The organism is Botryobacter ruber (assembly GCF_003347595.2).
In the GTDB taxonomy this organism is placed as follows: Bacteria; Bacteroidota; Bacteroidia; order Cytophagales; family Hymenobacteraceae; genus Pontibacter; species Pontibacter ruber_A.
Window position 1 is genome coordinate 18,825 of sequence record NZ_QCZK02000050.1, and the last position, 14,796, is coordinate 33,620.

Genomic DNA, 14,796 nt, shown 5'->3' on the forward strand with positions numbered 1-14,796 from the left:
GCAGCAGAGGCTGTGGTGGCAGGTGCAGCAGAATTTTTACGGCCTATGCTGTTTCTTTTCCGGTGAGCCAGTAGCGGGCGGCGGCCTGGCTGGTGAAATTCCGGAAGACGAAAGCTGGCTTGAGTTCTTTTTTGAATTCGATTGCAAGGCTTGCCACCCGGGCTTCTCTGACGGCATCATCTGAGATCACCCTTGCCACTCTTTTCACACAGGTGGGCATCAGGTCCTGGACAAACTGGCTCAGCACCATTTTGTAATCATCATCGCTAACATCAATAGTTGTTTTGCTGAAATCCAGCAGCAGGTTTTTGATATCGTAGGCTCCTACAGCCGAAACAATGCGATTGAAAGCTGCATGAATCTGCAGCAGCACAAAATCCTGAAGGTCCGGGCACGCTGCATACAGAACGTCCGTGGAAGGATCATAGTCCAGTGTAATGAAGCCGTCTTGGTAGAGAATCACGTTACCTCCTCTTATCAATTTAATTAATTAAAATTGTATTTGCGCTGTAAAAGCATTTGGTTTATTTGATTACGTAAACAAGTGTTACTTGATGCGGGAAGTGGCGTGGTAGCTGGCCGTACGCTGAAAAAATGCTGCTGAATGCGCTAAAATCGCCCTTTCCGGCCCCGATGGCAGGCAACTAACAATGCAGTGTTGGCAAATTTGCTTCCTTAGTGGTAGTTGTTTTCGGGAAAGCGTGCCGGTATTTTCCAGCTAATTTGTATTTTTATCCGTATGCCTTACGTGGGGCCACGCTTTTTCTTTTAAAACGAAGGGTATTCTACCTGGTCAGCTATGGCCCCGGCCTGACCAGTTACCTGCATCGTGTAGTTTAGCATTATAAATTCAGTATGGAGCAAGAGCCAGCAGTTGTTTCGTGTATTAGCCCTGAGGAAGCAACTCAAAACCAGTACCAGTTATTAATTGAGACCGTAACCGAGTACGCCATTTTTTTACTGGACCCTACAGGTCATGTGCTTACCTGGAATGCCGGGGCCAGGCAAATAATACAATACCAGGCAAAAGAAATTATCGGAAAGCACTTCTCGCTGTTCTATACTTTCCAGGATAAGGCAAACGATTGCCCCTCTAAAGTGCTTGCAGAAGCCAAGGCACGCGGAAAATTTGAAGACGAAGGCTGGCGGGTAAAAAAAGACGGGTCCGTTTTCTGGGCCAGTGTGCTCCTGACACCACTTTACAACAACGAAAAAGAACTGACGGGGTATTCCGTGATCACGCGGGACCTGTCGGACCGGAAAAAGGCAGAGGACGATCTGTTCAGGGCCTACGACGATCTGAAGGCAAGTGAAGAAAGATTCCGGCTCCTGATAGAAGGTGTTTCGGACTATGCCATTTTTATGCTCGACCCTGCCGGAAATGTTGCCACCTGGAACGAAGGCGCCAGGAGGATGAAAGGCTATGAAGCGCATGAAATCATTGGAAAATACTTTGCTAAATTTTACAGCCGTGAATCCGTGATGCAGAATTTTCCGGAGTATGAGCTTAGTCAGGCAAAAGCCAATGGCAGCTTCGAGGATAGTGGCTGGCGCTACCGGAAAGATGGTACTGCCTTCTGGGCCAACACCGTATTAACAGCCATTTATAATGCTGACAAGGAACTGCTGGGGTTTTCTAAAATTACCCGCGATCTTACGGATAAGCTCAAGATGGAGCACCAGCTGTTCCGCTTGCATGAAGAATTAAAAGAAAGTGAAGAAAAAAGCCGCCTGCTGGTAGACAGTGTAAAAGATTATGCCATCCTGATGTTGAATCCGGAGGGCATTATTTTGAGCTGGAACACAGGGGCACAGCGCATAAAAGGCTACACCGCCAAGGAGATCATCGGCAAACACTTTTCCGTTTTTTATTCGCGCGAAGCCATCGAGAAGCGGTTTCCGCAGTTTGAAATGAAAAAAGCGGTAGAAATTGGCCATTTCGAGGATGAAGGCTGGCGCATCCGAAAAGACGGTACGGCTTTCTGGGCGAACGTGATCATTACGCCGGTTTACAATTCCGATAAACGGTTACTTGGTTTTGCCAAAATCACCCGCGATTTAACGGAACGCCGCCGCAACGAAGAGTTGATGCTGAAGAATAACGAGTTAATCAAGATCAATAACGAACTGGATAATTTCGTTTATGCCGCCTCGCACGATCTGAAAGCCCCGATCACCAACCTGGAGGGTTTGCTTATTGCCCTGGAAGAAGACATGGGTATGGAGAAAGCGAAACACCAGGATCTGCTGCTGCTCATGCAGAACACGGTTGGCACGCTGAAGAATGTAATTGCGGATCTGTCTGATGTTACCAGATTGCATAACGATAAAGCAGTAGCTGAAAGTGTGAACATACCGGCTTTGCTCGAGGAGGTAAAAGAAAACCTGGCGCCGCTGATCAGCAGGAGTAATGCTGAAATAACACTTGATGTGCTGGCGTTTGAAGAACTGCAGTACCCGCGCAAGAACCTGCGAAGCATTTTGTTTAACCTCGTATCCAATGCCATTAAATATACCGATCCGCAACGGAGGCCAACGGTAAAGGTGGGCACTTCTTTCTCGGGTTCCGGCGACTTTGTATTATCGGTGGCTGACAACGGGTTAGGTATTGCACCGAACCAGGTACATAAAATCTTTTCGTTATTTAAACGGGCCCATGACCATGTGGAAGGTTCCGGTATCGGCTTGTACCTGGTGAAAAGAATTCTGAACAATTCCGGAGACAGTATCCTGGTGGATAGTAAGGTTGGGGTAGGATCTACGTTCCGGGTGTATTTTAAGCAGGGGAAGCAGGCGGTTTAGCTGATATGTATTTAATGAACAGCAGAGGCTGTGGTGGCAGGTGCAGAAAACTTTTTAGCCTGGACCGCACCGCGGCCCAGTCTGAAAATGTAGTAATCCTTACCGGCTGCGCCAGTACTGAGGCCGGGTGTCATCTGTTTTCTGCAGCCAGTAGTCCTGCGTCACCCTGCGGCCGTCGAAGGTCCTGAGCCGGCGTTCAAATACATAGATCGCGGGGTTGAAAACCATGTCGGTTACGGCCACGGTGTAGCACAGCGGATCTGCTTCGGACTTTCGTTTTTCCTCCTCAATTACCACCTCAAAACCGTTGTGCTCCAGCAGGTCTTTTAAAAAGGCTTTGCGGTTTTCGTCAGCTTTTTTCTCCACAAAAGTTACCCTGGTTTCGCCGATGCTGCCAAAGGTATGTTTTCCGTCTATTGCCATAACGTTTTAGTTAAAAACACCACTAAGTTCATAAATGTAATCGTACAGCGGACTGTAAAGCCCTAACACCAGGATGCCAATCACGGTAAAGGCCAGGCCTAGCCGCATGTACAGCTGGTTGCTGAAATGCGGAACAGGGTTATCGCCCCGCCGGAGGAATATGGCCCGTACCACCAGCAGGTAGTAGTAGAGCGAGATGGTCACGTTTACCACGGCCAGGAACACCAGCAGGTAATAGCCTTCGCTGGCGGCAGCTGTAAAGAGGAAGAACTTCCCGAAGAAACCTGCTACAGGCGGAATACCGGCCAGCGAGAAAAGCGCCAGCAGCATGACCAGGCTTAACCGTGGGTTGGTTCTGTAAAGACCTTCGTAATCAACTATATTTTCTTTCCCGGTTTTCTGGGAGATGGCCTGTACCACCCCGAATGCCGCGAGGTTCGAGAAAATGTAGATCATCACAAAATACACTACGGTGGCCGTGCCCAGCTGCGTGCCCGTAATCAAACCAAGTAAAATAAAGCCTGCCTGCGCAATAGAGGAGAATGCCAGGAAGCGCTTCATGTTGTGCTGGCGCAGGGCAAACAAGTTACCGGTAAACATGGTCGCCAGGGCAAGTACATAAATCAGGTTTTCCCAGACCTGCATCAGTGGCTTCAGGACCGTAAACAGCAGGATCATGAGAATGAAAGCCGCCGCGCCTTTCGAGATAACCGACAGGTAAGAGGCCACGCTGATGGGCGCGCCTTCGTACACATCAGCCGTCCAGAAGTGGAAGGGCACCAGCGAAATTTTAAAGGCCAGCCCGGCAAAAAACAGCACGAAGCCCAGCACCGTCAGGTTGGTGGTGGTGATCACCTGGATGACATCCTGGAAGTAAATGGAGCCGGTGGTGGCATACAGCATCGAAATACCGAACAACGAAACACCCGAAGCCAGGCCTGCCGAAAAGATCAGCTTGATACCCGCTTCGCTCGACTTTCGTTTCATGATTTCATAAGCAGCCAGGGCGGCCACCGGCAGGGTAGACAGTTCCAGGCCGATGTAGAACATCAGGAAGTCGCCGGCAGATATCATGAAGTACATGCCCAGCAGCGAGCAGAACAGCAGCGTAAAGAACTCAGTGCCCCGGTTCTGCTTTTCTATCTTTTTCTGCAGCCAGTCCGCCGACTGCAGCAGGAGAATCAGTACCCCGATGTTGAGCACATTTTTAAAGAAATGAATGAGGCTGTTGGTGCGAAACATGCCGCCAAACAGGCTGCTTTCTTCCAGCGTCAGAAAGCCAAGGGCGGTGTGGAGACCGAAAAGCAAAATGGCCAGGTGCACGGTGCTGCCTTTCTTCTTTCTGGGAATAACGATTTCGGCGGTTACAAAGAGCAGGATGATTACTAACAGTAATAGTTCGTGCCGCATCAGAAAGAAACTGTTCAAATCCATGGGAGTAGCTGTTAAGGTTTTTGTTACGATATTATATATCAGGAGAAAAGTTCCCCTTTGAAAGGGGGTAAGGGGGATGATGTGCGTGCTGAAGAAAAAACTAGTACAGCAAGTAGTTTGTTCGCAGGTGTAAGTCATCCCCCAACCCCCTTCAAAGGGGGACAATGGCATCGGCCTGCGTAACATCAGTAGGTTATAACACCGCCTGAATGAAAGGCTGAATACTTTTCAAAATCATATCGCTTAACCAGAGCGGCGCCACCCCGATGCCTACAATCGGAAGCAGCAGCAGCAGGATGCCGGTGGTTTCGTACCAGGTGGCCTGCGGCAGGTCCAGGAATTCTTCGTTCTTCACGGGGCCCATCAGCATAATGCCTACCACGCGCAGAATGTAAACAGCCGTTACCACGATAGCCGAAACCGACACAAGGGTAGCTACCCGGTGAAACAGCCCTTCCTGCTGAAAGGAGCCGACAAAAATGTTCATCTCAGCTACGAAGCCGCTGAACCCGGGCAAGCCTAACGATGCAAGTCCGGCGATGACGTAAATGGCCGATATGAACGGGATGACCTTTAATAGGCCGCCCAGTCTGGTGATGTCGCGGGTGTGGGTGCGGGAGTAGATCATGCCGATCAGGGCAAAGAAAAGGGCCGTCATAAATCCATGCGATAAAGACTGCAGGATGGCCCCGTTCCAGGCGGTTTTGTTCAGCATAAGCAAAGCAAACAGCACCATGCCCAGGTGACTCACCGAAGAATAAGCATTGATGTATTTCAGGTCGGTTTGCCGGATGGCAGCAAAGGCGCCATAGATAACCCCAATGGCAGAAAGAATGATAAAGAACCAGGACCATTCCAGCGCACCGGCCGGTAACAGGAACATGGCCACCCGGAACACCCCGTAACCTCCCAGCTTCATCAGCACCCCGGCGTGCAGCATCGATACGGCCGTAGGCGCAGAGGCGTGGCCGTCGGGGGACCAGGTGTGGAAGGGGAACAAAGCCCCCAGCACCGCAAAACCCACAAAGGTCAGCGGGAAGAACAGGAGCTGCGCCTCGTACGGAATGTTCACGTTGGCAATTTCCAGGATGTTGAAGGTGAGCGCGCCGCCGCCGGCAATGGAGTTGAAGTAGATGCCCAGGATGCCAACCAGCAGCACCGCAGAAGCACCCATCAGCATCAGCGTCAGTTTCATGGCCGAATATTCTTTAGGTCCGGAGCCCCAGATGCCAATGAGCAGGTACATCGGGATTACCGCAATTTCATAAAAGAGGAACATGGTGAACAGGTCGATGGAAATAAAGAACCCGTACACCCCGGTCGCCAGCACCAGCAGCGAAATGAAAAACTCTTTCGGCAGATCGTCTATTTTCCAGGAAATAAAAATCCCGGCGAGTAAAATGATGGCGGTGAGCAGGAGGAGGGCCACCGAAATACCATCTACCCCGATGCTGTAATGAATGTTGAGTTGCTTAAACCAGACGATGTCGCGGGTAAAAACAAAGATGGCATCGTTCACAGCCCGTTCCTGCAGGTAAGCAAAGAGCAGGTTTACCGCCATGCCAAACTGCAGCAGGCCTCCGGCCAGCGCTACCAGGCGGGCCTGTTTTAATCCGGTGGTGAGCGCCAGCAAGGCCACCACAAGCACCGGAACCAAGACGAAAAGTGATAATATGTCCATGTCAGTCAGTTAAAAAGTCCACAAGTAAATAAACACCGCCGCCAGCAGGACCACCCCGCCGATAAACCCAAAGGCATAATCCTGCACTTTACCGGATTGCACGCTCATTATTTTCCGGGAGAGCAGCACCGTTTTATTCCCGATCCCTTCCATGGTGCCGTCCACAAACTTTTTATCGAAAAAGGCGATGGGGGCGGAGATGTACCGGAAGATGATATTCCGGGTGATGAACAGGTACAGCTCGTCGAAGTAAAACTTATGGCTGGTCCAGAGGTACAGGCTGCCGAAGGCATGGGCAAACCTGTCGGAGAGGTCGTTTTCGGTTTTGTAGAACAGCCAGGCCAGCAGAATGCCTGCTGCGCCAACCGCGACCGCAATGGCTGCGAGCGGATAGTTTAAATGTGCTTCAAAACCCATTTTATCGGCTGTTACAAACCGGCTGAACGGAATGAAACCAACCACCGACGTGAAGAAGGCCAGGAGGACCAGCGGAATGGTCATGGACAAAGGCGCCTCGTGTGGTGTGTGCGCATACCGGGTATTTTTGCCCCAGAAGATGCCGAAGTACAGCCGGAACATGTAAAAAGCCGTCAGCCCGGCAACGACCACGCCAATACCGTAAAGGAGCGGGCTGTTTTCATAAGCGGCCACCAGTATTTCGTCTTTACTCCAGAAGCCGGCCAGTGGCGGCACGCCTGCTATGGCCAGGGCTGCTACCAGGAAAGTAAAGTTCGTGACAGGCATATACTTGCGCAGGCCGCCCATGTCCTGCAGGTAATTGCTGTGCACGGCATGAATCACGGCGCCGGCACCCAGGAACAGCAGGGCCTTGAACATGGCGTGGGTAAAGAGGTGGAACATGGAAGCCATATAACCTACCCCTTCGTGCCCGTCGAAACCGGATACGCCCAGTGCCATCATCATGTAGCCAATCTGCGACATCGTGGAAAAGGCCAGCACGCGCTTGATATCGGTTTGCGTGAGGGCGATAACGGCTGCAAACAAAGAGGAGAAGGCGCCTACATAGGCAACGACTTGCAGGACAAAGCCATCATCCACAAAGAGGAACATCGGGAATAACCGGGCCACCAGATACACACCGGCTACCACCATGGTGGCGGCATGGATCAGGGCCGAAACTGGTGTGGGGCCTTCCATGGCGTCCGGCAGCCAGATGTGCAGCGGGAACATGGCCGACTTACCGGCACCCCCCATAAAGATCAGGATCAGCGCCCAGGTGATGGCAGACAGGCCCATAAAGGTGGAGGTAAAGGCCCAGTTCTGGATGGCACTGCCCGCAGGGTTGTTCAGCGCTTCAAAATCGAAGGTGCCGGTGTAGTAGCCGATGATCAGGATGCCAACCAGGAAACCGAAGTCGGCAAAGCGGGTGACGATGAAAGCTTTTTTGGCAGCAGCCACCGCCGATGTTTTGGTGTAGTAGTAGCCAATGAGCAGGAAAGACGAAACGCCCACCAGCTCCCAGAAAATGTAGATCTGGAACAGGTTGGTAGCCAGCACCAGTCCATACATCGAGAAGGTAAAGAGCGACAGGAAGGCAAAGAACTTGGTGTAACCTGCGTCGCCTTTCATGTAGCCTCTGCTGTAAATGTGTACCATCAGCGAAATGGTGGAGACTACAACGAGCATCATTACGGAAATAGGATCAATAAAAATGCCCATATCCACCTGCAGCGTGTCGGTAAACTGCATCCAGGCTGTTTTTTGAATAAAGGTCTGGTAAGCGCCGTTTACTTTGTCCGCTACAAAAAAGTACTGGAAGGCGGCGAAACAGGAAAGCATGGTGGCCGCGGCCAGCCCTGCCACCCCGATGTACCCGGAAACAGCCGGTTTAATGCGCTTGTTAAAGATCCCGAGCACCAGGAAAACGAGCAGGGGAATTAGCGGAATCAGAAGTAGATAAGCTGTTTGCATAAATCCATCGTTTAGAACTTCATTGTTTCGGTTTCCTTCACCTCTACCGAGCTGGTCTGCTTGTACAGGTTGAAAATGATCGCCACTGCCAGGGCCGTTTCGGCCGCTGCCACGGCAATGATAAACAGCGCGTAAAGCACACCCTGCAGGATGTCGGGGTAGAGGTACTTATTGATCATCACGAAATTGATGACAGAGGCATTTAATATGAGCTCTACTGAAATCAAAATTGAAATGAGGTTGGTGCGGGTAATAAATCCGTAAATCCCGATAAAGAACAGGATCGTGGACAGTGTCAGGATTTCGGTGATGCTGATGCCGGGTATCATAATCTTGCCTTTTTTAGTTTGTTGTTTCTTCTAAAAGCGCTGTCTCTGGTTCTGCAACAGCAGGTTCCTTTTCGAGCGGATACACGGTTATTTTCTCCGCTTTGTCTGCTTTCGCAGGCGTTGTGTGCTCGATGTGTTCTTTCACGACTCTGCCACCGTCGCCCACTTTGCCACCTTTGGCTATGGCGATGGCGCCTATCATGGCTGCCAGCAGGAGCACGCTGATCACCTCGAAGGGCAGAATAAAGCCGCCCTCGCCGTAGCTCAGGAGCTTCATGCCGATGTCGGCGGTTGTGGTGGTTACAGCAGTTTGCGCGGCTGCAAAAGGATGCGAATAAATGGTAGTCAGGAAGACAGCCAGACCGGCCAGGCAGGTGAGGGCAGCCAATACCCGCTTCGACTTTTTAACCACTTCCAGCTCCATGTCGATGTGGTGCACCAGCAGCACCGAGAAGATAATGAGCACGATGATACCCCCCGCATACACCGTCAGCTGAATCGCGGCCAGGAAGTTGTAGTCGGCCATAAAATACAGCCCCGCCACCCCGATCAGCACGAAGAGCAGGTAAATAACCGAGCGCAGCATTTTGCGGCTGCTAACCGATGCGATCGCGGAGCCGACCATGATCAGTGCTAATGCGTAAAAAATGATCTTTTCCATAGCTTATTCCTCTACACCGGCTCTAACCTTAGAGCCCGGTTTGTTTAACACCCTGGTAAGTTCGGCCCTGTCGTACACTGAATTTTCAAAGTTCTGTGCCCAGACAATGGCGTTGGACGGACAGGCGTCCACGCACAGGCCGCACTGGGTACACATGCCGTAGTGGTAGATGTGCTTCTCGATAAATTTTTTCTTTTTACCGGTCTCCGCATCCACACCGCGATCCCAGATAATTTCGATGCTGCCGTTGGGGCAGGCCAGTTCGCATTTCTGGCAGCCGGTGCAGCTGTGCTCGTTGTTCTCGTCGTGCAGCATCACCACTTCGCCACGGAAGCGGTCGAACATCTGCAGCGTGTCGCGGTTGTCGGGGTACTGCTGCGTGATGGCGCCTTTCCCGGAAGTCAGGAAGTACCTGCCGGTTACACCCATGCCGGTAAGCAGTGTTTTGATGCCGTGATAGATTTCTCCGAAGTAACTCATAGCTCCTAGAATTGAATTGTTAAGTTCAGCCAGACAATTAAAGCCATCAACACAATGTTCATCAGGTTGAGCGGAAGCAGGTATTTCCATTCCAGCTTCAGCAGCTGATCAACGCGCAGGCGGGGGAAGGTCCAGCGGAACCACATCATCAGGAACACGATCGCCAGCGTTTTGGCCAGGAACCAGAACACGCCCAACCAGGGGATTGACTCCGTGATGCCGAAAGGCGACAGCCAGGCGCCGAAGAAAACGGTAACGGCCACTGCCGCAATGATGAACATGTTGATGAACTCGGCCAGGAAGAAGTAGGCGAATTTCATCCCGGAGTACTCGGTATGGAAACCGGCTCCCAGCTCCGACTCCGCTTCTACCAGGTCGAAGGGTGCGCGATTGGTTTCGGCGGTGCCGGCAATCATGTAAATCATAAAAGCAATCAGGGCGGGAATATGCCCCTGCACAATCAGCCAGCCGTTTTTCTGAACCTCCACAATACCCGAAAGCTGTGGCGTGCCGGTCAGCAGGATCATGGTTAAGAGCGACAGGCCAACGGACAGTTCGTAGCTGATGGTTTGCACGCCGCTGCGCATGGCCCCGATCATGGCAAACTTGTTGTTGCTGCTCCAGCCTGCCAGCAAAATTCCGATCACCCCGATAGAGGAGAGGGCGATGATGAAGAACACCCCGATGTTGATGTCGAATGCCTGGAAGCCGCTGGAGAACGGAATAACGGCCAGGGCCATCAGGGCCGTGATGATGACAAAGTAGGGCGCCAGGTTGTAGAGAAACTTATCTGCTTTTTCGGTTCCGGTCAGTTCTTTCGACACCAGTTTGAGCGCATCGGCCATGGTTTGCATCAGGCCAAAATAACCCACCCGGTTCGGGCCTAGCCGCAGCTGGAACCAGGCGGCCACTTTCCGTTCAAGTAAAACCAGGAACAAACCGGCAACTGCAAAAATAGCCAGGTAGACCAGTGCCATAATGACCATTTCGAAAATGCCCGCCGCAGCCGGTGGCAGGATGGCAAAGAGCCAGTTGTGTAGCGGTCCTGAGATGTTTAAAGGTATATTCATCGCCTTGTCGTTATCGGTCTATATCAGGTATTACAAGATCGAGCGTTGCCATAGCGGCTACCAGGTCGCCTATTTTACTTCCCACGGTTATGTGGTTCAGCAGCGAGAGGTTCGAAAGTCCGGGAGAGCGCAGTTTAAGCCGGTACGGGTTTTTGGTGCCGGTGCTGATGATGAACACACCCAGCTCTCCCCGGGCCGTTTCCACTTTCTGGTAGAATTCCCCTTTCGGCAGTTTAATCACCGCATCTGTCGCCACCTGTATAGCGCCCTCCGGTATGTCGTCTATCAATTGCTCGATGATGGACAGCGACTCCCACATCTCCTGTATCCGGACCTGGTAACGGGCGAAAGCATCGCCTGCCGTTTGGAGCGCTTCGTTAAAGTTTACCTTGTGCAGGGCGCTATAGGGGTGGTGGATTCTGACGTCGCAGGAGTAGCCCGAACCGCGGCCAACCGGGCCGGAAGCGCCGTAGGCAATAGCGTCTTCTTTGCTTAACACCCCGACGCCTTTGGTTCTTTTCTGGAAGATGATGTTGCCGGTCAGCAGGCGGTCGTATTCGGGTAGTTTTGTTTTGAAATGGGCTACAAAATCCTTCACCCTTTTCACGAAGTTGGGGTGAATGTCGTGTCGCAAACCACCAGGCACATTGTAGTTCATGGTTAGCCGTGCGCCGCAGGTTTCCTCGAAAATGTCGTTGATGAGTTCCCGGTCCCGGAAGCCGTAGAAGTAGGTGGTGAGGGCGCCAACGTCCATGCCCATCACGCCCCACCAGAGGCAGTGGGAGGCAATGCGGGTGAGCTCATCCAGGATGGTCCGGATAACTTTTACGCGCTCCGGCACCTCCAGCTCCAGCGCATTTTCCACGGCCAGGCAAACGGCTTCGTTGTTGATGTGCGCAGACAGGTAATCCAGCCGGTCGGTTAAATGGATGATTTGCTGGTAGCTGTCGCGCTCGCACATTTTTTCGATGGAGCGGTGGATGTAGCCCAGGTCCGGTTCCACTTTTTTGATGACTTCCCCGTCGATGGTGAGCAGGAGGCGCAGCACGCCGTGGGTAGCAGGGTGCTGCGGGCCCATGTTCACAAAGTATTCTTCCGACTTGAAGGGGCTTTTTAGGATAGCTGTTTCCATGGTCCTTTACTTTACAATCATGTTCACGTCGTCTGCATAATCTTTCCGGAGCGGGAAGCCTTCCCATTCTTCGGGCAGAAAAAGCTTCTTCAGGTTGGGGTGGTTGTGGAATTGTATCCCAAAAAAATCGTACACTTCCCGTTCGTGAAACTCAGCCGTTGGCCAGATATCCGAAACCGTGTCGAAGCAGGGGGTATCCCGGTCGGTGGTGTTTACCTTTACTACCACGATGTGCCGGTGCACCGTCGACTCCAGGTGGTAGACCACGCCCAGCTCTTTGCCCCAGTCCACGCCGGTGAGGCAGAAGAGGTAGTCGAAACAGGTTTCCTTGTTATGCTTGAGCAGCCACATCAGCTCGTGCAGGTTATCAGCCTCGATGCTGACAGTCAGAAACTGCGTCCCTTCCTGCGTGAATTGCAGCTTCACGGCTTCGGGTTCCGGGAACCAGTCGCTTATTACATACTGTAGTGCTTCGTTCGTCATTGCCTTCAGTCTTAAAAGCCTTCATCAAAACCTTCGATCGGATTCTTTTTATGTTTAATGCTTTCGGTGCGGATCTTGTCCTGCAGCTTCAGCATGCCCTCCAGCAGGGCTTCGGGGCGGGGCGGGCAACCGGGCACGTACACATCGACCGGGATAATGTGGTCGGCTCCTTTTACCACCGAGTAGGAGTTGTAAAAGAAGGGGCCGCCGGAGATGGCGCAGGCGCCCATGGCAATCACGTATTTGGGTTCCGCCATCTGGTCGTAGAGACGGCGCAGCACCGGGGCCATCTTGTTGGTAATGGTACCCGCTATCACGATCAGGTCGGCTTGCCGGGGCGAAGGGCGGGCCACCTCGAAACCGAACCTGGCATAATCGTGACGGGCAGCGCCTGTCTGCATCATTTCGATGGCACAGCAGCTGGTGCCAAAGTAAAGCGACCACAGCGAGTTGGCGCGTCCCCAGTTAATGATCTTGTCCAGGGAAGTGACGAGGATATTGGCCCCGTTTCCTGCCGGAATAACGTCTCCCGGAAAGTCGGCCGGTATCGCAGTGGGGGTGCTTCCGGCGGGTGAGTTGGTACAAGTTACTTCCATTTGAGTGCTCCTTTCTTCCATGCATATGCTAAACCTAATCCGAGTATCGACAGGAAAATGAGTATTTCGACGAAGGCCAAGGCGCCCACATCTTTGAACACAACCGCCCACGGAAACAGGAAGGCCACCTCCACATCAAAAATCAGGAACAGGATGGCGAACAAATAATAGCCCACCTTAAACTGCACCCAGGTCGGCCCGATGGTGGGCATGCCGCTCTCGTACGGCTCCCGCTTCTGCGGATTGTCTGATTTATGCGAAATCAGGTTCGAAATAAAGTTTGCACCTGCGACCAAAGCCACACCTGCCAGAAAAAATACGATCAATGCTTCTGAACCCATTTTATTAGTGCTTTTAATTGCTGAAAAAATATTGCTTCAAGTTTTCAACCTGCTGATTCGGATTTGCAATCCGAATCCTTTGAGTGGGGATTTGTAATCCCCGTAGCCTGAGGTTCTGGTGCCCAAAATATGCTATGTACTTTTTAGTCGGATTACAAATCCGACGGCTCCCGGGATTCGGATTGCAAATCCGAATCAGCTAATACAGGTATTTTTTTAAGTAGCAGAGGCAATGGTGGCTGGTGCAGACCGTTTTTTGTCCCCCTTTGAAGGGGGTAGGGGGATGATTTTCACCTGCAGACAAAACATATTGTGTTGGCAGTGTGGCTTAAATTCCTTCACAGCCCGTGTAACATCCCCCTTACCCCCTTCAAAGGGGGACTTTTTTTGCTGCACCAGCCACCACAGCCACTGCTCCTTAGTTTACCTGGTAAGTCGCGCCGGAGAAGAACAGATCGTCGGCTTTGGCGAAGTCTGATTTGGCTTTGATGCGCGCTGTCAGGGCTTCTTCCCGCTCTTCCAGTGTCAGGTCTTCCACGCTTCGGATAATGCCGGTAACCAGCGGGTAGTGCAGCCTGACCAGCATCTGGTGCAGCGTAGGGTCCGGTTCTTTGGCATCGTGCACCAGGACTTCGTTCGGTGTGATGCCATTTTCGCCTATCGTTACCACCTCCAGTTTCAGTCCGGTCAGCACCAGGCCTTTTTCCTTGTTCTTCCCGAAAAGCATGGGTTTGCCGTGCTCCAGGAAAATCTGCTTATCTTCTTTTACCTCTTTGTTGGTCAGGTGCTCGTAGCAGCCGTTGTTGAAAATGACGCAGTTCTGCAGCACTTCTATCAGGGAGGTTCCTTTAAACTGGTGCGCCTCCATGAGCAGCTGAATGATTTCTTTCGGACTGTTGCCTGCTATCCGGGCAAAAAAGCGACCGTTGGCGCCTAAAGCCAGTTCGCCCGGCGAAAAAGGTGGTTGTGTGTTCCCATACGGGGAGGACTTTGTTTTCTTGTCGAGCGCTGTGGTAGGCGAGAACTGCCCTTTGGTGAGGCCGTAAATCTCGTTGTTGAACATGACAATGTTCAGGTCCACGTTCCGCCGGAGGGCATGAATAAAATGGTTGCCGCCAATAGCCATGGAGTCGCCGTCGCCGGTCATTACCCACACGCTCAGGTGGGGATTGGCCAGTTTTACGCCGGTTGCAATGCCGGGCGCCCTGCCGTGGATGCTGTGCATGCCATAGGTATCCATGTAATACGGAAACCGCGAAGAGCACCCGATGCCCGAAATGAACACCACGTCCTCCTTCTTCACGTTCATCTCCGGCAGCGCCTTCTGCATCGCCCGCAGCACCACGTAATCGTCGCAACCGGGGCACCACCGTACTTCCTGGTCGCTTGCAAAATCCTTAAACGTATATCCTTTACCAGCTGTCGTTTCCAT

Annotated in this window: 15 protein-coding genes; 1 reads left to right on the forward strand and 14 read right to left on the reverse strand. The window is 52.1% G+C overall.

Features of this window, described 5'->3' with window-relative positions; genetic code table 11:
* Window positions 1–43: 43 nt before the first annotated feature.
* Window positions 44–463: a hypothetical protein gene (locus DCW36_RS16445; RefSeq protein ID WP_125185490.1), complete on the reverse strand. Its 420-nt coding sequence runs from the start codon at window positions 461–463 to the stop codon at window positions 44–46.
* A 392-nt stretch (window positions 464–855) separates the two neighbouring features.
* Between DCW36_RS16445 and DCW36_RS16450 the strand changes: the two genes are divergently transcribed.
* Window positions 856–2,802, forward strand: coding sequence for a PAS domain-containing sensor histidine kinase (locus DCW36_RS16450; RefSeq protein ID WP_114783586.1), 1,947 nt, complete (start codon window positions 856–858; stop codon window positions 2,800–2,802).
* Between the two features lie 99 nt (window positions 2,803–2,901).
* Here the strand turns inward: DCW36_RS16450 and DCW36_RS16455 are convergent, their stop codons facing one another.
* The 13 genes from DCW36_RS16455 to DCW36_RS16510 form a co-directional block, all read right to left on the reverse strand.
* Window positions 2,902–3,225 carry a hypothetical protein gene (locus DCW36_RS16455; RefSeq protein WP_114783588.1) on the reverse strand — a complete coding sequence of 108 codons (324 nt, stop codon included), beginning with the start codon at window positions 3,223–3,225 and terminating at the stop codon, window positions 2,902–2,904.
* A gap of 6 nt (window positions 3,226–3,231) precedes the next feature.
* On the reverse strand, window positions 3,232–4,659 hold the full coding sequence (locus tag DCW36_RS16460) for an NADH-quinone oxidoreductase subunit N (protein WP_114783590.1): 1,428 nt from the start codon (window positions 4,657–4,659) through the stop codon (window positions 3,232–3,234).
* Window positions 4,660–4,852: 193 nt separating this feature from the next.
* Window positions 4,853–6,340 carry a complex I subunit 4 family protein gene (locus DCW36_RS16465; protein ID WP_114783592.1) on the reverse strand — a complete coding sequence of 496 codons (1,488 nt, stop codon included), beginning with the start codon at window positions 6,338–6,340 and terminating at the stop codon, window positions 4,853–4,855.
* Window positions 6,341–6,349: 9 nt separating this feature from the next.
* Window positions 6,350–8,272 (reverse strand): NADH-quinone oxidoreductase subunit L, encoded by a 1,923-nt coding sequence (gene nuoL, locus DCW36_RS16470; RefSeq protein WP_114783594.1) that lies wholly within the window; start codon window positions 8,270–8,272, stop codon window positions 6,350–6,352.
* 11 nt (window positions 8,273–8,283) lie between these two features.
* On the reverse strand, window positions 8,284–8,601 hold the full coding sequence (gene nuoK, locus DCW36_RS16475; protein WP_114783596.1) for an NADH-quinone oxidoreductase subunit NuoK: 318 nt from the start codon (window positions 8,599–8,601) through the stop codon (window positions 8,284–8,286).
* Window positions 8,602–8,614: 13 nt separating this feature from the next.
* The gene (locus DCW36_RS16480; RefSeq protein ID WP_114783598.1) at window positions 8,615–9,262 is read right to left on the reverse strand and encodes an NADH-quinone oxidoreductase subunit J family protein; all 648 of its coding nucleotides are present in this window, start codon (window positions 9,260–9,262) and stop codon (window positions 8,615–8,617) included.
* A 3-nt stretch (window positions 9,263–9,265) separates the two neighbouring features.
* Window positions 9,266–9,742 (reverse strand): 4Fe-4S dicluster domain-containing protein, encoded by a 477-nt coding sequence (locus tag DCW36_RS16485; protein WP_114783600.1) that lies wholly within the window; start codon window positions 9,740–9,742, stop codon window positions 9,266–9,268.
* 5 nt (window positions 9,743–9,747) lie between these two features.
* Window positions 9,748–10,812, reverse strand: a complete 1,065-nt coding sequence (gene nuoH, locus DCW36_RS16490; protein WP_114783602.1) for an NADH-quinone oxidoreductase subunit NuoH — start codon at window positions 10,810–10,812, stop codon at window positions 9,748–9,750.
* 10 nt (window positions 10,813–10,822) lie between these two features.
* Window positions 10,823–11,944 carry an NADH-quinone oxidoreductase subunit D gene (locus DCW36_RS16495; RefSeq protein WP_205702957.1) on the reverse strand — a complete coding sequence of 374 codons (1,122 nt, stop codon included), beginning with the start codon at window positions 11,942–11,944 and terminating at the stop codon, window positions 10,823–10,825.
* 6 nt (window positions 11,945–11,950) lie between these two features.
* Window positions 11,951–12,427: an NADH-quinone oxidoreductase subunit C gene (locus tag DCW36_RS22760; RefSeq protein ID WP_205702958.1), complete on the reverse strand. Its 477-nt coding sequence runs from the start codon at window positions 12,425–12,427 to the stop codon at window positions 11,951–11,953.
* An 11-nt stretch (window positions 12,428–12,438) separates the two neighbouring features.
* Window positions 12,439–13,023, reverse strand: a complete 585-nt coding sequence (locus DCW36_RS16500; RefSeq protein WP_114783604.1) for an NADH-quinone oxidoreductase subunit B — start codon at window positions 13,021–13,023, stop codon at window positions 12,439–12,441.
* Window positions 13,014–13,364 (reverse strand): NADH-quinone oxidoreductase subunit A, encoded by a 351-nt coding sequence (locus tag DCW36_RS16505; RefSeq protein WP_114783606.1) that lies wholly within the window; start codon window positions 13,362–13,364, stop codon window positions 13,014–13,016. The genes DCW36_RS16500 and DCW36_RS16505 overlap by 10 nt, the downstream gene beginning before the upstream one ends.
* 418 nt (window positions 13,365–13,782) lie before the next feature.
* On the reverse strand, window positions 13,783–14,796 hold the full coding sequence (locus DCW36_RS16510) for a 2-oxoacid:ferredoxin oxidoreductase subunit beta (RefSeq protein WP_114783608.1): 1,014 nt from the start codon (window positions 14,794–14,796) through the stop codon (window positions 13,783–13,785).

Excerpts from the sequence above, each read along its gene's own strand:
- DCW36_RS16455 (WP_114783588.1), bottom strand. The coding sequence starts at position 3,225 with ATGGCAATAGACGGAAAACATACCTTTGGCAGCATCGGCGAAACCAGG.
- nuoK (WP_114783596.1), bottom strand. The coding sequence starts at position 8,601 with ATGATACCCGGCATCAGCATCACCGAAATCCTGACACTGTCCACGATC.
- nuoH (WP_114783602.1), bottom strand. The coding sequence starts at position 10,812 with ATGAATATACCTTTAAACATCTCAGGACCGCTACACAACTGGCTCTTT.
- DCW36_RS16450 (WP_114783586.1), top strand. The coding sequence starts at position 856 with ATGGAGCAAGAGCCAGCAGTTGTTTCGTGTATTAGCCCTGAGGAAGCA.
- DCW36_RS16485 (WP_114783600.1), bottom strand. The coding sequence starts at position 9,742 with ATGAGTTACTTCGGAGAAATCTATCACGGCATCAAAACACTGCTTACC.
- DCW36_RS22760 (WP_205702958.1), bottom strand. The coding sequence starts at position 12,427 with ATGACGAACGAAGCACTACAGTATGTAATAAGCGACTGGTTCCCGGAA.
- DCW36_RS16480 (WP_114783598.1), bottom strand. The coding sequence starts at position 9,262 with ATGGAAAAGATCATTTTTTACGCATTAGCACTGATCATGGTCGGCTCC.
- DCW36_RS16500 (WP_114783604.1), bottom strand. The coding sequence starts at position 13,023 with ATGGAAGTAACTTGTACCAACTCACCCGCCGGAAGCACCCCCACTGCG.
- DCW36_RS16465 (WP_114783592.1), bottom strand. The coding sequence starts at position 6,340 with ATGGACATATTATCACTTTTCGTCTTGGTTCCGGTGCTTGTGGTGGCC.
- DCW36_RS16505 (WP_114783606.1), bottom strand. The coding sequence starts at position 13,364 with ATGGGTTCAGAAGCATTGATCGTATTTTTTCTGGCAGGTGTGGCTTTG.
- DCW36_RS16460 (WP_114783590.1), bottom strand. The coding sequence starts at position 4,659 with ATGGATTTGAACAGTTTCTTTCTGATGCGGCACGAACTATTACTGTTA.
- DCW36_RS16510 (WP_114783608.1), bottom strand. The coding sequence starts at position 14,796 with ATGGAAACGACAGCTGGTAAAGGATATACGTTTAAGGATTTTGCAAGC.
- nuoL (WP_114783594.1), bottom strand. The coding sequence starts at position 8,272 with ATGCAAACAGCTTATCTACTTCTGATTCCGCTAATTCCCCTGCTCGTT.
- DCW36_RS16495 (WP_205702957.1), bottom strand. The coding sequence starts at position 11,944 with ATGGAAACAGCTATCCTAAAAAGCCCCTTCAAGTCGGAAGAATACTTT.